Source organism: Bacillus sp. AY3-1, from assembly GCF_008368785.1.
GTDB lineage: Bacteria > Bacillota > Bacilli > Bacillales > Bacillaceae_G > Bacillus_A > Bacillus_A wiedmannii.
Genome location: NZ_QORZ01000001.1, coordinates 43,381 through 62,569 on the forward strand (window position 1 = coordinate 43,381; position 19,189 = coordinate 62,569).

A 19,189-nucleotide genomic window follows, 5' to 3' on the forward strand; every position below is an offset into this window, starting at 1 on the left:
AAAGAAGGGTTTTTTACATAATAAACAGAAGCAAGTTGAAAGGATGAAAGTATATGCCGAAACCAGTAATAGCAATAGTAGGCCGCCCGAACGTAGGAAAATCTACTATTTTCAATAGAATTGTTGGAGAAAGAGTTTCAATCGTAGAAGATATACCAGGTATAACGCGAGACCGTATTTATAGTGCGGGAGAATGGTTAAATCATGAATTTAACATTATTGATACAGGTGGAATTGATATTGGAGACGAGCCGTTCTTGACACAAATTCGTCAACAAGCGGAAGTAGCGATTGATGAAGCAGATGTTATCATTTTTATGACGAATGGTCGCGATGGTGTAACTGCAGCAGATGAAGAAGTTGCTAAAATTTTATATCGTTCTAAAAAACCAATTGTACTTGCGGTAAATAAGGTTGATAATCCAGAAATGCGTAGTGATATTTATGATTTTTATGCATTAGGATTTGGCGAGCCATTCCCGATTTCAGGTACACACGGTTTAGGACTTGGTGATTTGTTAGATGAAGCTGCAAATCATTTTCCAAAGATTGAAGAAGAAGCGTATGATGATGAAACAATCCGTTTCTCTTTAATTGGACGTCCAAATGTAGGGAAATCATCACTTGTAAATGCACTTCTTGGTCAAGAACGTGTAATTGTAAGTAATATAGCGGGAACGACACGTGATGCTGTTGATACACCATATAGTAAAGATGGTCAAGATTATGTAATCATCGATACAGCTGGTATGCGTAAAAAAGGGAAAGTATACGAAAGTACAGAAAAGTATAGTGTACTTCGTGCGCTTAGAGCGATTGAACGTTCTGACGTTGTTTTAGTCGTTTTAGACGGAGAAGAAGGAATTATTGAACAGGATAAAAAAATTGCTGGATATGCTCATGATTCAGGACGTGCTGTTATTATCGTCGTAAACAAATGGGATGCAGTGAAAAAAGATGAAAAAACAATGAAAGCATTTGAAGAAAACATCCGTGCTCATTTCCAATTTTTAGAGTACGCACCGATTGTATTCTTATCTGCGAAAACGAAAAAACGTACACAAACATTATTACCAGTTATTAATGAAGTAAATGAAAGCCATAGTATCCGTATTCAAACGAACGTATTAAATGATGTAATTATGGATGCGGTAGCGATGAATCCAACACCAACTCATAATGGTAGCCGTCTGAAAATCTTCTATGCGACACAGGTTGCGGTAAAACCACCAACATTTGTTATATTTGTAAACGATACAGAATTAATGCACTTTTCATATGAGCGCTTCTTAAAGAATCGTTTACGTGAAGCGTTCGGTTTTGTAGGAACGCCGATTCACATTATCGCTAGAGCAAGAGACTAATGGAGAGGATGTGATTTTATGACAAAAATCACAGTAGTTGGAGCAGGTAGCTGGGGAACAGCGTTAGCGATGGTATTAGCTGACAATGGACATGATGTACGTATTTGGGGAAATCGTTCTGAACTTATGGATGAGATTAATACAAAACATGAGAATAGTCGATATCTTCCAGGAATTACATTGCCAAGCACAATCGCAGCCTACTCTTCTTTAGAAGAAGCGTTAGTAGATGTAAATGTAGTACTTCTTGTAGTACCAACGAAAGCGTATAGAGAGGTATTACAAGATATGAAGAAATATGTAGCAGGTCCGACTACTTGGATTCATGCAAGTAAAGGGATTGAACCTGGTACATCAAAACGTATTTCGGAAGTGATTGAGGAAGAAATTCCAGAGGACTTGATTAAAGATGTTGTTGTACTATCTGGACCGAGTCATGCTGAAGAAGTTGGTTTACGTCAAGCGACAACTGTTACGTCTGCAGCAAAGCGTATGGAAGCGGCTGAGGAAGTACAAGATTTGTTTATGAATAGTTACTTCCGTGTATACACAAATCCAGATATCGTTGGAGTTGAGCTTGGTGGTGCGTTAAAAAATATTATCGCATTAGCTGCTGGGATAACTGATGGACTTGGATTAGGTGATAATGCGAAAGCGGCATTAATGACACGTGGTTTAACGGAGATTGCTCGTTTAGGAAGAAAAATGGGCGGAAATCCATTAACGTTTGCTGGTCTAACTGGTATGGGAGACTTAATTGTAACTTGTACAAGTGTTCATAGCCGAAATTGGCGCGCTGGAAATATGCTTGGAAAAGGACACTCTTTAGAAGAGGTGTTAGAAAGCATGGGTATGGTTGTAGAAGGTGTAAGAACAACGAAAGCTGCTCACGAATTAGCAGAGAAAATGGAAGTTGAAATGCCGATTACAGCTGCCTTATATGACGTGCTATTCAATGGGAATAATGTGAAAGATGCAGTAGGCTCATTAATGGGACGTGTTCGAAAACATGAAGTGGAAGCTATACCTGACTTACTTTAAAGAAAAGCGACAGAAGTACATTTGTACTTCTGTCGCTTTTTATTTTTATGGGTCTTTTCACCATTTTTTTAATTTTGCATAGGATGAAGAGTAACTTGAGGAGAGGGTGAAAAGAATGGATAATAACATTTTTAATAACATTGAAAAAGAAGCGAAAGTGAATAAAGAAGATATTTTTAAATTAGCATCATCTGTACAGAATGCGAATTTACGTGATGAGACTGTGCTTCGTCAATTGATTCATCAAGTGGCTCTTATGGCAGGACGTGAAGTGCCGAAAGAACAAGAGGATCAAATTGTAAAAGCGATTATTAACAATAATATGCCCGCTGATTTTGGTTCGTTAAGCAAAATGTTTAAAAAATAAGATATAAGAAACAAAGAGTTTGTAGATTGCATATGATAGCCATGAAAGTATGGGAATAGAGCTGTTTTGGGCATATTTGGTCAACCGAAGCGAGAGATACACTCGCTTCGGTTTTATTTTTATTTAGATTAGTGGAAGATGCGAAAAAACCTGTTGATTAAAGTTATATATTCGTAATTTTTAGTAAAATGTTCTTTTTGTATTTGTTTAAAGATTTTAATTTGTTAAAATAGTATAAAAATAGATTAATAAAAAGGGGTGTGTATATGTCAGAAGGGCTCATAAAAATGTGGTTTGCTTTAGGAGCAATTGGATTTATGTTTTTTGCAGTAAGTTTTATTTTACTAAGTAGATACAAAATAAAGAATAAATTTTTGAAAGGGATTACAGCGTTAGTAGCGTACACCCTTATGATTGTGTCAGGAATTGTTATTTTTCTTGTTGTATTTAGTGGACCTGTACAGCAGTAAAGGGAATGGTCTCGAAAATGCTACATACGGAGCAAGTTATATTAGTATGAAAAGGTGATTGCTAGTGAAAAAAGTCCATATTATTTTAATATTTTGTTGTATGAGCCTTTTAACAGGATGTCTGTATCCGAAAGAAAATATGAAACAAAATGCCGTTCCTTATGAAGATCAGATACAGGTTGTTCAAAAAGCTGTAGTGACATTTAAGGAGCAAAATGAGGGGATATTGCCAATTAAGACGCGGGATATGAGTACGCCTATTTATCAAAAGTATCCAATCGATTTTCAAAAGATTGCTCCGCGTTACATACAAGAAGCGCCAGGAAATGCGTATGAAAGCGGAGGAGTATACCAATACGTATTAATAGACGTTGAAACAAACCCGACAGTAAAGTTAATTGATGTTAGGATGGCTGAACAAATCCAGGAATTATCATTAAAGCTTAGGATGTATCGGGATGAACATCAATATCCGCCTTTTAAAAAGGTAATTTCAGATGGTGTGTATGAATTAGATTTCAAAAAACTAGGATATAAAGATGTGCCGCAAGTGACAAGTCCGTATTCTGGTAAAGGGCTTCCTTTTGTAATCGATGAAAAGGGAGAAATTTATGTTGATTATCGAATCGATTTATATGAAGCGTTGAAAAAAAATGAAGGGCAATTTAAGGAAGGGGAAGATATTCGGAATATACTTTCGAAAGATTCTCCATTTGTACCTGCGTATTCTTTACCGTATACGGTAAAGAATGGAGAACCAATTTTTTTAAAATCATAAGTCATGAACCTTTCTTTTAGTGAATAAGTTCTAGAAGAAAGGTTTTTTATGTTACACAACTTGCGATGCAAACAAAAGGTATTTTTTAATAGTCATATGAAATTGGACAAAATTATATGATATATTGTCCGAACTTCTAGAATACCATTATATTATATCAGATATTATAGGCAACGTTAGAGAAGGTATTAGTTGACTATAAATGTGGAATTATTCCCAAAAATATTGAGGGAGGGAATCACTTGGAAAAGGTAGATATTTTTAAAGATATTGCGGAACGCACAGGCGGTGATATTTATTTTGGAGTTGTAGGAGCTGTTCGAACAGGGAAATCAACATTTATTAAAAAATTTATGGAACTTGTAGTTATTCCTAATATTGAGAATGAGTCTGACCGTCAAAGGGCGCAGGATGAACTGCCTCAAAGTGCTGCTGGTCGTACAATCATGACGACGGAACCGAAGTTTGTTCCAAACCAAGCGGTTTCTATCGAAGTAGATGAAGGTCTTGAAGTGAATATTCGATTGGTAGATTGCGTTGGATATACGGTTCCAGGAGCAAAAGGCTATGAAGATGAGAATGGCCCGCGCATGATTAATACTCCTTGGTATGAAGAACCTATTCCATTCCATGAAGCTGCAGAAATCGGAACACGTAAAGTAATTCAAGAACATTCCACAATTGGTGTTGTAATTACAACAGATGGAACGATTGGGGAAATTCCAAGAAGAGATTATATAGAGGCAGAAGAACGCGTAGTAAATGAGTTAAAAGAAGTCGGAAAACCTTTCATTATGATCATTAACACTGTACAGCCGTATCATCCAGATACAGAGCAATTGCGCCAAAGTTTATCTGAAGAATATGATATCCCAGTCATTGCGATGAGTGTAGAAAGTTTAAGGGAAACAGATGTGTACAATGTGCTTCGAGAGGCTTTATTTGAGTTCCCGGTTTTAGAAGTGAATGTTAACCTTCCGAGCTGGGTGATGGTGTTAAATGAAGGGCATTGGTTACGCCAAAGTTATCAAGAAGCTGTTCAAGAGACTGTGAAGGATATAAAACGTCTTCGTGATGTGGACCGTGTTGTTTGGCAGTTTAGTCAGTATGAATTTATTGATCGAGCGAGCTTAGCTGGCATTGATATGGGGCAAGGTGTAGCAGAGATTGATTTATATGCACCAGATGAATTATATGATCAAATTTTAAAAGAAGTAGTAGGAGTAGAAATTCGAGGGAAAGATCATTTATTAAAGCTTATGCTCGATTTATCTCATGCGAAAATAGAATACGATCAAGTGGCGGATGCCCTGCGTATGGTAAAGCAAACAGGATATGGTGTAGCAGCGCCTGCGTTAGCTGACATGAGCTTAGATGAGCCAGAAATTATTCGTCACGGTTCAAGGTTTGGTGTGAAATTAAAAGCTGTAGCTCCGTCTATTCATATGATTAAAGTAGATGTGGAGTCAACGTTTGAGCCAATCATTGGTACTGAAAAGCAAAGTGAAGAATTAGTTCGTTATTTAATGCAGGATTTTGAAGATGACCCATTATCAATTTGGAATTCTGATATATTCGGACGTTCACTTAGCTCTATTGTTCGAGAAGGCATTCAAGCGAAACTATCTTTAATGCCAGAAAATGCGAGATATAAATTAAAAGAAACGCTAGAAAGAATTATTAATGAAGGATCTGGCGGATTAATTGCGATTATATTATAAGAAAAAATCCCTCTCATCGTAGAGGGATTTTTTTTGATTTTCGCGTATAGCATAGCAAAATAAACAGTCATTATCTAATATATTGTTGTAAATTGTCAAGTTTCATCAGATTTTCACATTTTAAGAGTAACAATTTCCTTAAAAATATTGAATTATAAAGGAGAATCGTATAATATAGGCGTTGATAATGATTTATCTACATCTTTGTAGTATAGAATTTGTAAAAATTGCCTACAAATGAAAGTAAGACTCATTTTATGATCATTATACAGTCTTATCTTTGGGAGGAGGTGAATGGCATGAACAAGACAGATTTAATCAATGCTGTTGCAGAAGCAAGTTCCCTTTCTAAAAAGGACGCAACAAAAGCAGTAGACGCTGTTTTTGATTCTATCTTAGAAGCTTTAAAACAAGGTGATAAAGTACAACTGATCGGATTCGGTAACTTCGAAGTTCGTGAGCGTGCGGCTCGTAAAGGTCGTAACCCACAAACAGGTGAGGAGATTGAAATCGCTGCAAGTAAAGTACCTGCATTCAAACCTGGTAAAGCGTTAAAAGATGCGGTTAAATAATCCTTACATATTAACAGGGAAGAAGAGTTTCCTTTTTGGGAACTCTTCTTTTTGCTTTTAAAAACATAAATATGCTAGAATGTGTTCGTATCACTTTTAGGTTTTCGGGAGGGCTAGCGGATGGCAAAAGTTAATTTAGAACAAATTGAACATGCAGTACGCCTTATTTTAGAGGCAATCGGAGATGACCCAAATCGTGAGGGAGTACTTGATACACCAAAGCGTGTGGCAAAAATGTACGCAGAAGTGTTCGCGGGTATGCATGAAGATCCGAAAGAACATTTGCATAAAGTGTTCGGAGAAGATCACGAGGAGCTTGTACTAGTAAAAGATATACCGTTTTATTCGATGTGTGAGCATCATTTAGTTCCATTCTATGGAGTTGCTCACGTTGCATATATTCCGCAAGGCGGAAAAGTGACAGGGTTAAGTAAATTAGCTCGAACTGTAGATACAATTGCACGTCGTCCACAACTGCAAGAACGTATTACATCAACAGTAGCGAACTCTATTATGGAAGTACTAGAACCGCATGGTGTAATGGTAGTAGTAGAAGCGGAACATATGTGTATGACGATGCGTGGTGTGAAAAAGCCGGGCGCGAAAACTGTAACAACAGCAGTACGTGGTGTGTTAGAAAATGATGCAGCGGCACGTAGTGAAATTTTATCTTTTATTAAAACAAAGTAAAGAAAAGTAGGAAACTGCTTTTCTTTTTTTTTTATGTAAATAAATGATATAGTTTTAGCAAGGCAGAGTGAGAATAGAAAGACTACTAAAAAGAATGGAAGATGTTATTTAGTTCGGTGGAAGTTTGGAAAGAGTAGCCAAGTTTTGGTTATAGAAAATAGAATGTATGTGTTATAATAAGTTTTATGAATTAGAAAACAAGGGTGATTTTTGTGTGTGACATCTACGGAGGGTATGCGGGTATAAGAGAGAAATTGATGGAGAAATTACGCCATCCTTATTTTATAAACTATATTGAAGAACCATTTATTGATGAAGAAAAAATAGCATTGTTATATGGTGCTTTAAAAAGTGAAAATTTACATATAGAACAAATTGAGCATTATGTAGTAACGATTATGCTTGTGCAAATTGCGCTTGATACACATGAAAGAGTATCAAATAAAGCAGGGGAAGAAGCAAATGAATCGCATAAACGTCGCCAGTTAACAGTGCTTGCTGGTGATTACTATAGCGGGTTATATTATTACTTACTGTCTATGAATCGTGATATTGTTTTAATTCGTGCGCTTGCTGAAGGAATTAAAGAAATTAATGAACACAAAATAATGTTATATCAAAAAGCGCATGAAACGATGGATGACATAATGGAAAGTGTAGTAACGATTGAGTCTGCACTCTTGCAAAAAACATGTGATCATTTTCATTTATCGCATTGGAAGCCATTTATAACGTATGTACTAGGAAAAAACCGTCTTCAAAAAGAATGTGAACTGCATGCTGAAAAACAACATTCACCTGTTTTTCAAGCAGTTCAAGGGATTGCGAAGGATCAAGCGGAGGCAGAAAGAGTTATTCATGGATGGATGATGGAACTCAGAAAGAAAGAAAATCAATTTTTGGAAAACCACACAGATATAAGTGAAATAAACTCTGTGTTAAGAGATAGATCGAAGACATAAGCAATTTTACATTGGAAGAAGGTACGAGCATGCAACAATCAAAAGAAGAAAGAGTACATGATGTATTTGAGAAAATCTCTGATAAATACGATGTGATGAATTCTGTCATTAGTTTTCAAAGACATAAAGCGTGGCGTAAAGAGACGATGCGCATTATGGATGTAAAACCAGGTAACAAGGCTCTCGATGTATGCTGCGGGACAGCGGACTGGACAATTGCGCTAGCTGGAGCGGTAGGTGAACAGGGCAAGGTTGTTGGTTTAGACTTCAGTGAAAATATGTTATCTGTCGGTAAGCAAAAGGTGGAGGCGTTACAATTAAAACAAGTAGAACTTTTACACGGGAATGCAATGGAACTTCCATTTGAAGATAACACATTTGATTATGTAACGATTGGATTTGGTTTACGTAACGTACCGGATTATATGCACGTATTAAAAGAAATGACGCGTGTAGTAAAACCAGGTGGAAAAGTAATTTGTTTAGAAACATCTCAACCAACAATGATTGGTTTTCGACAAGGATATATTTTATACTTTAAATATATCATGCCGTTATTTGGAAAGTTATTTGCGAAAAGTTTTAAAGAATATTCATGGCTGCAAGAATCTGCTAGTACATTCCCGGGTATGAAAGAATTGGCTCATATGTTTGAAGAAGCTGGACTTGAACGTGTACAAGTGAAGCCGTTTACTTTTGGGGTAGCAGCGATGCATTTAGGTATGAAACCAGAATCAAAATAGAAAATAGAAAAAAGAAAAAAGAAGTTTTAGGTTAAGGTGAACAATATGAAGTTACAACTTATGTACTCTTTTTTACGATCGGATATTAATGTGATAGAAAAAGAATTAAAAAAGACAGTTGCTTCTGAACAGCCATTGGTAGAAGAGGCGGCATTACAACTTATTGAAGCTGGTGGGAAGCGAATTCGTCCTGTATTTGTGTTGCTTGCGGGAAAATTTGGAGATTATAAGTTAGATGCAATTAAGCATGTAGCTGTTGCGTTAGAACTTATTCATATGGCTTCTCTTGTTCACGATGATGTTATTGATGCTGCATTTTTACGACGTGGTAGTGCAACTGTGAATGCGAAATGGGGAGATCGTATTGCAATGTATACAGGGGACTATTTGTTCGCTAAGTCTCTTGAATGTATAACAAATATCGAAATTCCAGAGGCGCATCAGGCGCTATCGCATACCATTTTAGAAGTGTGTAAAGGTGAAATTGAACAAATTAAAGATAAGTACAATTATGACCAAAATTTACGAACGTATTTAAGAAGAATAAAGCGAAAAACAGCATTATTAATTGCTGCGAGTTGTCAACTAGGAGCAATTGCTGCTGGCGCTAATCGTGATACGGTAAATCGACTATTTTGGTATGGGTATTTTGTAGGAATGTCGTATCAAATTATTGATGATATTTTAGACTTCGTTTCCACAGAAGAGAAGCTTGGAAAACCTGCTGGTGGTGATTTGTTACAAGGGAATATTACGCTTCCTGCCCTATACGCTATGGAAGATCCCGTGCTTCGTAAGAAAATCACATCTGTACATGAAAATACAACAGCGGACGAAATGAAAGAAATTATTGAGGCTGTAAAAAATAGTGACGCTATTGATCAAGCATTTGCGTTTAGTGAACGTTATTTACATAAAGCATTAGAAATCATAAAACCACTTCCGCGTGGACAAGCGAAGTATGCATTACAAAATGTAGCAAAGTATATTGGGAAACGAAAATTTTAGTGTTTTTTCTAAAAAATAAAATAATCTCTCTATTTCAAAACTATTGCGCAATTGTGATAAGGGTGTTAATATGTGTGTGGGGATATACAATTACATACATAATTCAGAAGTGGAGAGATTTTTTATGGAAAAAACATTTCTAATGGTAAAACCAGACGGTGTACAACGTGCCTTCATTGGGGAAATCGTAGCTCGTTTTGAGAAAAAAGGCTTTCAATTAGTTGGTGCAAAATTAATGCAAGTCACTCCGGAAATTGCTGGACAACACTATGCTGAGCACACAGAGAAACCTTTCTTTGGTGAATTAGTAGACTTTATTACATCTGGACCTGTATTCGCAATGGTATGGCAAGGTGAAGGTGTAGTAGATACAGCTCGTAACATGATGGGTAAAACAAGACCACATGAAGCAGCTCCTGGAACAATTCGTGGAGATTTCGGTGTAACTGTTGCGAAAAATATTATCCATGGTTCTGATTCGTTAGAAAGTGCAGAGCGCGAGATTGCTATTTTCTTTAAGGAAGAAGAATTAGTTGACTACTCAAAATTAATGAATGAATGGATTTACTAATTATTTTGAAATAATTTGTAAACGCTTTAATCACTGTGATAATAGTAGAAAGTGCAAGGAGAATAGGGGTATTCTTCTTGCACTTTTTTTGTTGCAATTAGTTACGAAGTTAGAGCTGTTATGATATATTGATATGTAAAGTAAAAGGCCTATTGGAGAATAAGCGAATGGCTGATCAAATATATAATTACTTTCATATTTTTAGAGTAAGGAAAGATAATATCATTGCTTAATATAGCGGGATAAATACATATACGAAAAGAGGAATAACGTATGCGATATATTACAGCTGGTGAATCTCATGGTCCACAACTTACAACGATTATAGAAGGTGTTCCGGCAGGACTGCCTTTAGTAGCGGATGATATAAATGAAGAGTTAGCTAGAAGGCAAAAGGGGCATGGGCGTGGTAGACGCATGCAAATTGAAACAGATCAAGTGCAAATTGTAAGTGGTGTTAGACATGGAGAGACATTAGGTTCTCCAATTGCACTTGTTGTTGAAAATCGTGATTTTGCACATTGGACAAAAATTATGGGCGCAGAGCCTTTAACGGAACAAGAAGAAAAAGAAATGAAAAGGAAAGTAACAAAACCAAGACCTGGGCATGCTGATTTAAATGGTGCGATTAAATATGGTCATAGAGATATGAGAAATGTACTGGAGCGTTCTTCAGCACGCGAAACGACAGTGCGTGTTGCTGCTGGTGCGGTTGCTAAAAAAGTGTTAGCAGAACTTGGTATTACAGTGGCGGGCCATGTAATTGAAATTGGCGGTGTTGAGGCTCAGGAAATTACGTATAGTTCAATTGAAGAATTAAAAAGTATTACAGAAGCATCACCTGTACGTTGCTTAGATGAAGAAGCAGGTAACCAAATGATGAAAGCAATTGATGATGCGAAAGCAAATGGTGATTCAATAGGTGGAATCGTTGAAGTGATTGTGGAAGGAATGCCAATTGGGGTCGGTAGCTATGTACATTATGATCGAAAACTGGATGCAAAATTAGCAGCTGCAATTATGAGCATTAATGCTTTTAAAGGCGTCGAGATTGGAATTGGTTTTGAAGCAGCGCATAGACCGGGAAGTGAAGTTCATGATGAAATTCTGTGGAATGAGGAACATGGATATACACGAAGAACAAATAATGCAGGTGGATTAGAAGGCGGTATGACGACTGGAATGCCAATTGTTGTGCGCGGTGTGATGAAACCGATCCCTACACTATATAAACCTCTTCAAAGTGTAGATATTGAAACGAAAGAGCCTTTTACAGCGAGCATTGAACGTTCAGATAGTTGTGCTGTGCCAGCAGCTAGTGTCGTTGCAGAAGCGGTTGTGGCTTGGGAATTAGCGACAGCTTTAATAGAACAATTCGGATTAGATCGTATGGACCTTATTCGTGAAAATATTGAGAAACATAATGAATATGCGAGGGGATTTTAATGGGAAACATACATATTCAAACGAAATCAAAAGAATATGATGTACATGTAGGAAAAGAATCGTTGTCACATTTGACAACAATCATTCAAAACATGCAGCCATCTGTATCAAACATCATGATCATTTCAGATGAAGTTGTTGCAACTTTACATTTACAGACAGTTGTAGATGCATTGCAAATAAAGCAAAAAGTATTTTCATTTGTCGTACCGAGTGGCGAAAAAGAGAAGTCTTTTGAAAATTTCTATGCGGCTCATACGTCAGCTCTTGAAAATAAATTAGATAGAAATTCTTTAATTATTGCACTTGGAGGCGGGATGATTGGAGATTTAGCTGGTTTTGTTGCTGCGTCGTTTATGCGTGGAATTCGCTTCGTTCAAGTTCCAACGACTTTATTAGCTCACGATAGCGCAGTAGGTGGGAAAGTAGCAATTAATCACCTGTTAGGTAAAAATATGATAGGGGCATTCCATCAACCAGAAGCAGTTGTATATCATACGCCTTTTTTACAATCTCTTCCTGAAAAAGAGTGGCGTTCAGGTTATGCAGAAGTGATAAAACACGCTCTTATTGGTGATGTAAAGCTGTATCATTGGTTAAAAGAAGAAGTGCAAACATTAGCGGATCTTCGTGATGAGAAGTTAATCCATATATTAACGAAGGCAATTCCTGTAAAGGCAAACATTGTATCGCAAGATGAAACAGAAAAAGGTGTACGTGCTCATTTGAACTTTGGACATACGTTAGGCCATGCTCTTGAAAAAGAACTAGGATATGGAAATATTACTCACGGTGACGGAGTAGCGGTTGGAATGTTATTTGCCTTATTTTTAAGTGAGCAAGTGTACAAGGTTAATCTTTCTTATGAAGAGATGAAGCAGTGGTTCTTAAAGTACGGATATCCAAAAATGCCAAGTGATTTGAATGTAGAGCGTCTCGTTCAATTAATGAAACAAGATAAGAAAGCGAACGCTGGAGCAATTCATATGGTGTTAATGCAGGAATATGGGGTAGTGAATGTCGTATCTATTCCAGATGAGACTGTTCATATTGCGTTAGAGGCATTTCAAAAGGATATGGTTTAAGAGCTAAGAAGTGCTTGTTTAAAGGTATCCTCGTAATAGTGACGGTTAAGATAAACGATTGCAGTGAGAGATTACAACCTTATTGTAATTGAATTGAATAAAACGACTGGGGGAAGAAAAATGAGAGTGAAAGAGCAATTGTTAACTTTGAGAGCATATGTACCTGGGAAAAATATTGAAGAAGTAAAAAGGGAATATGGATTATCAAAAATTGTGAAATTAGCATCGAACGAAAATCCATTCGGTTGCTCAGCACGCGTAACAGAAGCATTAACTTCTTTAGCGAGTCAATACGCTCTTTATCCAGATGGATATGCATTTGAACTTCGGACAAAAGTAGCAGAGCAGTTAGGTGTCAAAGCAGAACAACTGTTATTTGGTAGTGGATTAGATGAAGTCATTCAAATGATTAGCCGTGCATTACTACATGAAGGAACAAATGTTGTAATGGCGAATCCAACATTCTCGCAATACCATCACCATGCTGTTATTGAAGGAGCAGAAGTTCGTGAAGTATCACTTAAAGATGGCATTCACGATTTAGATGCGATGTTACAGCAAGTAGATGATAAAACGAAGATTGTATGGATTTGTAACCCGAATAATCCGACAGGTACATATGTAGAGAAACAAAACTTACTTTCATTTTTAGAATCAGTTCCTAAGTCAGCGCTCGTTATTATGGACGAAGCATATTATGAATATGCGGGGACAGAAGACTATCCGCAAACATTACCACTTCTTGAAAAGTATGAAAATCTTATGGTTTTACGCACGTTTTCAAAAGCATATGGTTTAGCTGCTTTCCGTATCGGATATGCGGTTGGTAATGCGAATTTAATCGGGCAGCTAGAAGTAGCAAGGTTACCATTTAATACATCGACTGTAGCGCAGGCTGTAGCACTCGCTGCATTAGAAGATCAAGTATTTTTACAAGAATGTGTGAAAAAAAATGAAGAAGGATTAAATCAATATTACGCATTTTGTAAGGAATATAACGTATTCTATTATCCATCTCAAACAAATTTCATTTTCTTAAAACTCGGTATTCCTGGTAATGAGGCTTTCGAACGATTAATGAAGAAAGGATATATTGTTCGTTCTGGTGCTGCATTTGGTATACATGATGGTATTCGTATTACTGTCGGTTTGAAAGAGGAAAATGATGAAATTATAGAATTATTGAAAGAGCTTGTAAACGAGCAAGTAAAGAAAGAAGAAACATACTCTTAAGAGTTTGTGAAGGCTCCTAATATAGGAGTCTTTTTTATTTAAATGAAGGCCTGTAAAGCTTGATCCGTGCGTGTTAATAATTAATAAGGGAAGTTATTTGCACGGTAATGAAAGAAAACGGTACAATAGAAAGTAGTAATGCGGTATCGGTGTCATATTCGAATCGTTATGAGTGAAAGTACAAGAAGAAGTATGCTTATTCTAAAGGTTGCGTTCGTACACCTAGTTGCTTATGATAAAGTGAAACTTTAATCAGTGAGGGGATGCTTATCCCCTCACTGATTATTAGCCCGCACCAATCGGGGTAAATGAACAGAAAAATAATATTTGTTAGAATTAAAGGAGACGTTTATGCAAAAGTTTGAACAAGCTGTTTCATATATTGAAAATGGTGAAGCGGAAAAAGGATTACAATTATTAAAAGAACAATTAAAAATTGCGAATGATGAAGAGAAGTATGATATCGCTCGCTATTATCATACACTTGGATTTACGGATGAAGCGTTAGCTATTACAGAAGACTTGCGTTTATTGTATCCGGAAGAAAGTGAATTCACTGTATTTTTAGCAGAATTATATATTGATCTAGACAAAGAAGATGAAGCGATTGAAGTGCTTCATGATATTCCAGAAAATGATGACTTATATGTTCAATCGTTATTACTTGTTGCAGATTTATTCCAAATGCAAGGTTTCGATGATGTAGCAGAACAAAAACTATTAAAGGCGAAAGAAATGATGCCTGACGAACCTGTTATTACGTTTGGATTAGCAGAGTTATATAGTAGTAAAGGTGAAGAACAAAAGGCAATCACTCATTATGAGTCGCTATTAGCAGAACATAAAGTCATGGGTGGTGTTGTCATTGCACTTCGCCTCGCAGAGACGTTAAGTGCGATTGGAAATTGGGAAGAAGCGATCTCTTACTATGAAGCAGGTTTAGAGGAACCAAAAGATATCCACTCATTATTTGGATATGCCTTCACATTATACCAAGGTGAAGAATACCAAAGAGCAATTGGTGCTTGGCAAGAACTAAAAGAATTAGATCCGGAGTATGCATCGCTTTACATGTATTTGGCGAAAAGCTATGAAAAAGAAGGAATGCTTCAAGAAAGCTATGAAACACTTCAAGAAGGAATTAAAGTAGATGAGCTTTCTGTACCATTTTACGTAGAATTAGCGAACATTGCGGCAAAATTAGGAAAAATAGCGGAAGCAGAGGAAGTGCTTCAAAAAGCGCTTGAGTTAGATCCAGGACATTTAGGTGCGATATTAAAATATGCGTATATCTTAAAAGAACAGGAAAAATATGAAGAGTTAATTGCAGTTGTAGAGCGTGCGATTGATAGCGGAGAACCAGATACACAACTACTTTGGGATCTTGCGTTTGCAAAAAAACAATTAGAAATGTATTCGGATGCATTAAAACACTATGAAAGTGCATATACTTCTTTTAAGAATCATCCAGACTTCTTGGAAGAGTACGGTTATTTCTTATTGGAAGAAGGTATGCGAAAAGAGGCGAAAGAAGTATTTACTCAGTTAATACAACTAGACCCGACACAAATTCATATTGAAGAATTGTTATATAATTTAGAGGATTTTTCATAAGTTGGAAGGAAACTGAATACCGCTTCTTGAATCTAAAAAGAAAAGAGAAAGACAGAGGAGGGACTTAATTGCTATGAATACCCCTGTTTCTGTAAACGAGAAGAAGGATTTTGTAAAATGGTTTTTGAATAATTACCAACTGAAACAGCGTGAATGCGTATGGATTTTGAATTATTTAATGAGTCATGACCAATTGATGCATAAAGTCCACTTCGTAGAGCATGCAAAATATTGTCCGCGTGGTTTAGTGATGTCCGCGAATTGTGTGAAAGACACACCGTTTCACTTTTTTAAACAAAATGTTATGACAACAGATGCTGAAAAATCGTTTCATGATATTCGTTTAAATCGAGATGAAGATATTTATATTCAACTCAATTTTAAATCATCGTTTCAAAATGCCAATTATGTAGCTGTATTAGAAGAAAACCCGTATTTACCAAAGCATATTGAAGTAAATGAAAAAGATCGTTTACTTGCAGAAAGATTTTTAGAAGAAAGTGTATTTTCTTTTAGAAGAGAACGTCTTTTGAAACAAATTGATGAAGCGCTGGATAAGCAAGATAAGGAAGCGTTTCATAAGTTAACAGCTGAGTTAAAGATGTTATAGAATTCATTTGGATTCATAAAATTTTACAAATTTCAGACTTTTTAAGAAAAACTACCTTAATATAGGTAGTTTTTCTTTTTTTACCTCTTTTAGTATGGTTTAATATATATAAAGTGAAAGTTCTGTCATTTACAAATGAAGGGAGGGAAGACATTTGAAATGGAGTGTAAAAGATGTGGAGCAGTTTGAGCAAGCAAGAGAGTATGTAGATACTGGTGTTATACCACTTTTATCAATTTCGGCAGCAAAAGAAATGAAAATGGTAGTAGAACAAGGTGAATTTATCGAATTGTTGAGTATGGAGTTGGAAAGAGAATATAAAGGAAGAGTACTTTTACTACCTGCATTTACGTATTTAGTAGAAAGTCAAAAAAATGAAAAAGGTCGTTTGCAAGAATGGACAAATCATTTGCAAAAGCAAGGTTTTAAGCATATTGCTTATGTTACAAGTGATTTTTCATGGAAAGAAGATATGCAAGAGTTACAAGGAGATTTATTTTGGTTTCCTTCATTAGCGTTAGAACAATTTAGTGATCAAGCAAAAAGAGAAGTTATTCATGCACATATAAAAAATATAATGGTGATGTTAGAAGAAAAATGGGGAAAGTAGTAATAAACAGAAAGTTCTTATTATTATGAGTAGTATGATATTGACCTGTACCTAAGCGTATTATATCATGATAGTGTCCTAGTTTTTATTTTTTATATAATTTATCACGAGGGGACAATTTCTGATAGAGGGGGGAAATTTTCGTGAGCGAGAAAGAACATCGTGTATCAAGAAGACAGTTTTTAAATTACACCCTTACAGGGGTAGGAGGCTTTATGGCAGCGGGTATTTTAATGCCGATGACGCGATTTGCGCTTGATCCGGTGTTAAGAAAAGAAGCGGGAACGGATATGGTTGCTGTTGCACAAGTAAAGGATATTACAACAGAGCCGAAACGTTTCGACTTTAAGGTGAAGCAGGTTGATGGTTGGTACAAGTCCGAAGAGCCAAAATCAGCTTGGGTTCATAAAGATGAAAGCGGAGACATTGTTGCGTTCTCTCCAGTATGTAAACATTTGGGATGTACAGTTAACTGGAATTCGGACAAAGCACATCCGAATCAATTCTTTTGTCCATGTCACGGGGGCCGTTACACAAAAGACGGGATGAACATTAAAGGTACGCCGCCCCTTGCTCCGCTTGATGTATACGAGTCCAAAGTAAAAGATGGAACGCTGTATTTAGGCAAAGCGAAGCCAAAAGGGGGTGCAAAGTAGATGCTAAATAAAATTTATGATTGGGTAGATGAAAGGTTAGATATTACACCAATATGGCGTGATATTGCTGATCATGAAGTACCTGAACATGTAAACCCGGCACATCACTTTTCTGCATTCGTTTATTGCTTTGGAGGACTTACCTTTTTCGTTACTGTAATTCAAATTTTATCAGGAATGTTTTTGACGATGTATTATGTGCCTGATATTAAAAATGCTTGGGAATCGGTTTATTATTTACAAAATGAAGTTGCATATGGGCAAATTGTTCGTGGTATGCATCACTGGGGCGCTAGTCTCGTCATTGTAATGATGTTTTTACATACACTTAGAGTTTTCTTCCAGGGTGCGTATAAAAAGCCTCGTGAGTTAAACTGGATTGTTGGTGTTCTTATTTTCTTTGTTATGTTAGGTCTTGGTTTTACCGGATATTTATTACCGTGGGATATGAAAGCATTATTTGCTACGAAAGTAGGGATTCAAATTGCAGAGCAAACGCCGCTCATTGGTCCTTATATTAAAACATTACTCGCTGGTCATTCCGAAATTGTTGGCGCTCAAACATTAACTCGCTTCTTTGCTATTCACGTATTCTTCTTACCAGCAGCACTTCTAGGTTTAATGGCCTTCCACTTCATCATGATTCGCAAACAAGGTATTTCCGGTCCGCTATAAGAGATTGCTAAATTAAAGGGGAAAGAACTAAAGGAGGGAGATTATGCATCGAGGCAAAGGGATGAAGTTTGTAGGAGATTCTCGGGTACCAGTAGCTCGGAAACCAAATATTCCAAAAGACTATTCTGAATACCCAGGAAAAACAGAAGCGTTTTGGCCGAACTTCTTGTTAAAAGAATGGATGGTTGGTGCAGTTTTTTTAATCGGTTATTTATGTTTAACAGTGGCGCATCCGTCACCACTTGAGAGAATGGCGGATCCAACTGATGCCGGATATATACCACTTCCAGATTGGTATTTCTTATTCTTGTATCAGTTATTAAAGTATTCTTATGCTTCTGGTTCATTTACTGTAATTGGAGCGTTTATTATGCCAGGGATTGCGTTTGGCGCATTACTGTTAGCTCCATTTCTTGATCGAGGCCCAGAAAGACGCCCATTGAAGCGTCCTGTAGCAACTGGATTTATGCTTTTAGCAATTGCATCGATTATCTTTTTAACTTGGGAATCTGTAGCACACCACGACTGGGAAGCTGCAAAAAAACAAGGAGCAATTGTAAAAACAGCACCAGTTGATAAAAATGATGACGGCTATAAATTAATGCAAAAAAATACTTGTTTAACATGTCACGGTGACAATTTACAAGGCGGGGCAGCAGCACCGGCACTGCAAAATTTAACTTTAAAGCCAGAAGAAATTGCTAAAATTGCGAAAGATGGAAAAGGTTCAATGCCTAAAGGCGTATTTAAAGGTACGGATGAGGAATTGAAGAAGCTTTCAGAATTCATGCTAAGTATAATAAAAAATAAAAAAACCTGCTCATTATGAAGTGAACCCGAATAGTGGTACATGAAAAAAACACCTCCTGAATTCGCATACTAAGTATGCAAATTCAATGGAGGTGTTTTTTCGTATGACGACAAGAGTTCATTACCCAGAAGAAATAAAGTGGAAAGTAATTGAAATGAAGAA

Annotated in this window: 20 protein-coding genes and 1 pseudogene; all 21 read left to right on the forward strand. The window is 36.5% G+C overall.

Annotated elements, in window-relative coordinates:
• The first annotated feature begins 53 nt into the window (after positions 1–53).
• Positions 54–1,364 carry a ribosome biogenesis GTPase Der gene (gene der / locus DN389_RS00235; protein WP_001125888.1) on the forward strand — a complete coding sequence of 437 codons (1,311 nt, stop codon included), beginning with the start codon at positions 54–56 and terminating at the stop codon, positions 1,362–1,364.
• 18 nt (positions 1,365–1,382) lie between these two features.
• Complete coding sequence (locus tag DN389_RS00240) at positions 1,383–2,405, forward strand: NAD(P)H-dependent glycerol-3-phosphate dehydrogenase (protein ID WP_000161769.1); 1,023 nt, start codon at positions 1,383–1,385, stop codon at positions 2,403–2,405.
• A gap of 115 nt (positions 2,406–2,520) precedes the next feature.
• Entirely contained in the window at positions 2,521–2,772 is a 252-nt protein-coding gene (locus tag DN389_RS00245) for a stage VI sporulation protein F (protein WP_000369753.1), read from the forward strand.
• 266 nt (positions 2,773–3,038) lie between these two features.
• A complete protein-coding gene (locus tag DN389_RS00250) occupies positions 3,039–3,242 on the forward strand; it encodes a DUF2768 domain-containing protein (protein ID WP_001288995.1) in 204 nt (67 codons plus the stop codon).
• A 64-nt stretch (positions 3,243–3,306) separates the two neighbouring features.
• Positions 3,307–4,020, forward strand: a complete 714-nt coding sequence (locus DN389_RS00255) for a hypothetical protein (RefSeq protein WP_098189736.1) — start codon at positions 3,307–3,309, stop codon at positions 4,018–4,020.
• A gap of 242 nt (positions 4,021–4,262) precedes the next feature.
• Complete coding sequence (spoIVA, locus tag DN389_RS00260) at positions 4,263–5,741, forward strand: stage IV sporulation protein A (RefSeq protein ID WP_000416519.1); 1,479 nt, start codon at positions 4,263–4,265, stop codon at positions 5,739–5,741.
• A gap of 299 nt (positions 5,742–6,040) precedes the next feature.
• Positions 6,041–6,313 (forward strand): HU family DNA-binding protein, encoded by a 273-nt coding sequence (locus tag DN389_RS00265; RefSeq protein WP_001043860.1) that lies wholly within the window; start codon positions 6,041–6,043, stop codon positions 6,311–6,313.
• A gap of 120 nt (positions 6,314–6,433) precedes the next feature.
• Positions 6,434–7,003 (forward strand): GTP cyclohydrolase I FolE, encoded by a 570-nt coding sequence (gene folE, locus DN389_RS00270; protein ID WP_001151478.1) that lies wholly within the window; start codon positions 6,434–6,436, stop codon positions 7,001–7,003.
• A 212-nt stretch (positions 7,004–7,215) separates the two neighbouring features.
• Complete coding sequence (locus tag DN389_RS00275; protein WP_046958922.1) at positions 7,216–7,965, forward strand: heptaprenyl diphosphate synthase component 1; 750 nt, start codon at positions 7,216–7,218, stop codon at positions 7,963–7,965.
• Positions 7,966–7,994: 29 nt separating this feature from the next.
• Positions 7,995–8,708, forward strand: a complete 714-nt coding sequence (menG, locus tag DN389_RS00280) for a 2-heptaprenyl-1,4-naphthoquinone methyltransferase (protein ID WP_001187660.1) — start codon at positions 7,995–7,997, stop codon at positions 8,706–8,708.
• Positions 8,709–8,753: 45 nt separating this feature from the next.
• Positions 8,754–9,716: a heptaprenyl diphosphate synthase component II gene (gene hepT / locus DN389_RS00285; RefSeq protein WP_000776074.1), complete on the forward strand. Its 963-nt coding sequence runs from the start codon at positions 8,754–8,756 to the stop codon at positions 9,714–9,716.
• A gap of 124 nt (positions 9,717–9,840) precedes the next feature.
• Positions 9,841–10,287 (forward strand): nucleoside-diphosphate kinase, encoded by a 447-nt coding sequence (gene ndk / locus DN389_RS00290; RefSeq protein ID WP_000415885.1) that lies wholly within the window; start codon positions 9,841–9,843, stop codon positions 10,285–10,287.
• A gap of 273 nt (positions 10,288–10,560) precedes the next feature.
• Positions 10,561–11,733: a chorismate synthase gene (aroC, locus tag DN389_RS00295; RefSeq protein ID WP_001269357.1), complete on the forward strand. Its 1,173-nt coding sequence runs from the start codon at positions 10,561–10,563 to the stop codon at positions 11,731–11,733.
• A complete protein-coding gene (gene aroB, locus DN389_RS00300; RefSeq protein ID WP_149236711.1) occupies positions 11,733–12,818 on the forward strand; it encodes a 3-dehydroquinate synthase in 1,086 nt (361 codons plus the stop codon). The genes aroC and aroB overlap by 1 nt, the downstream gene beginning before the upstream one ends.
• Before the next feature lie 120 nt (positions 12,819–12,938).
• Entirely contained in the window at positions 12,939–14,051 is a 1,113-nt protein-coding gene (hisC, locus tag DN389_RS00305) for a histidinol-phosphate transaminase (protein WP_098189737.1), read from the forward strand.
• A 351-nt stretch (positions 14,052–14,402) separates the two neighbouring features.
• Positions 14,403–15,665 (forward strand): tetratricopeptide repeat protein, encoded by a 1,263-nt coding sequence (locus DN389_RS00310; RefSeq protein ID WP_149236712.1) that lies wholly within the window; start codon positions 14,403–14,405, stop codon positions 15,663–15,665.
• 73 nt (positions 15,666–15,738) lie between these two features.
• Positions 15,739–16,275, forward strand: coding sequence for a ReoY family proteolytic degradation factor (locus DN389_RS00315; RefSeq protein WP_001095922.1), 537 nt, complete (start codon positions 15,739–15,741; stop codon positions 16,273–16,275).
• 154 nt (positions 16,276–16,429) lie between these two features.
• The gene (locus tag DN389_RS00320; RefSeq protein WP_000872168.1) at positions 16,430–16,885 is read left to right on the forward strand and encodes a YpiF family protein; all 456 of its coding nucleotides are present in this window, start codon (positions 16,430–16,432) and stop codon (positions 16,883–16,885) included.
• Between the two features lie 143 nt (positions 16,886–17,028).
• Positions 17,029–17,541, forward strand: a complete 513-nt coding sequence (gene qcrA, locus DN389_RS00325; protein WP_001290419.1) for a menaquinol-cytochrome c reductase iron-sulfur subunit — start codon at positions 17,029–17,031, stop codon at positions 17,539–17,541.
• The gene (qcrB, locus tag DN389_RS00330) at positions 17,542–18,216 is read left to right on the forward strand and encodes a menaquinol-cytochrome c reductase cytochrome b subunit (RefSeq protein WP_000932700.1); all 675 of its coding nucleotides are present in this window, start codon (positions 17,542–17,544) and stop codon (positions 18,214–18,216) included.
• Between the two features lie 43 nt (positions 18,217–18,259).
• Positions 18,260–19,026 (forward strand): annotated as a pseudogene (qcrC, locus tag DN389_RS00335) (menaquinol-cytochrome c reductase cytochrome b/c subunit).
• Positions 19,027–19,189: the final 163 nt, after the last annotated feature.

Excerpts from the sequence above, each read along its gene's own strand:
- der (WP_001125888.1), top strand. The coding sequence starts at position 54 with ATGCCGAAACCAGTAATAGCAATAGTAGGCCGCCCGAACGTAGGAAAA.
- DN389_RS00240 (WP_000161769.1), top strand. The coding sequence starts at position 1,383 with ATGACAAAAATCACAGTAGTTGGAGCAGGTAGCTGGGGAACAGCGTTA.
- DN389_RS00245 (WP_000369753.1), top strand. The coding sequence starts at position 2,521 with ATGGATAATAACATTTTTAATAACATTGAAAAAGAAGCGAAAGTGAAT.
- DN389_RS00250 (WP_001288995.1), top strand. The coding sequence starts at position 3,039 with ATGTCAGAAGGGCTCATAAAAATGTGGTTTGCTTTAGGAGCAATTGGA.
- DN389_RS00265 (WP_001043860.1), top strand. The coding sequence starts at position 6,041 with ATGAACAAGACAGATTTAATCAATGCTGTTGCAGAAGCAAGTTCCCTT.
- folE (WP_001151478.1), top strand. The coding sequence starts at position 6,434 with ATGGCAAAAGTTAATTTAGAACAAATTGAACATGCAGTACGCCTTATT.
- menG (WP_001187660.1), top strand. The coding sequence starts at position 7,995 with ATGCAACAATCAAAAGAAGAAAGAGTACATGATGTATTTGAGAAAATC.
- hepT (WP_000776074.1), top strand. The coding sequence starts at position 8,754 with ATGAAGTTACAACTTATGTACTCTTTTTTACGATCGGATATTAATGTG.
- ndk (WP_000415885.1), top strand. The coding sequence starts at position 9,841 with ATGGAAAAAACATTTCTAATGGTAAAACCAGACGGTGTACAACGTGCC.
- aroC (WP_001269357.1), top strand. The coding sequence starts at position 10,561 with ATGCGATATATTACAGCTGGTGAATCTCATGGTCCACAACTTACAACG.
- aroB (WP_149236711.1), top strand. The coding sequence starts at position 11,733 with ATGGGAAACATACATATTCAAACGAAATCAAAAGAATATGATGTACAT.
- hisC (WP_098189737.1), top strand. The coding sequence starts at position 12,939 with ATGAGAGTGAAAGAGCAATTGTTAACTTTGAGAGCATATGTACCTGGG.
- DN389_RS00310 (WP_149236712.1), top strand. The coding sequence starts at position 14,403 with ATGCAAAAGTTTGAACAAGCTGTTTCATATATTGAAAATGGTGAAGCG.
- DN389_RS00315 (WP_001095922.1), top strand. The coding sequence starts at position 15,739 with ATGAATACCCCTGTTTCTGTAAACGAGAAGAAGGATTTTGTAAAATGG.
- qcrB (WP_000932700.1), top strand. The coding sequence starts at position 17,542 with ATGCTAAATAAAATTTATGATTGGGTAGATGAAAGGTTAGATATTACA.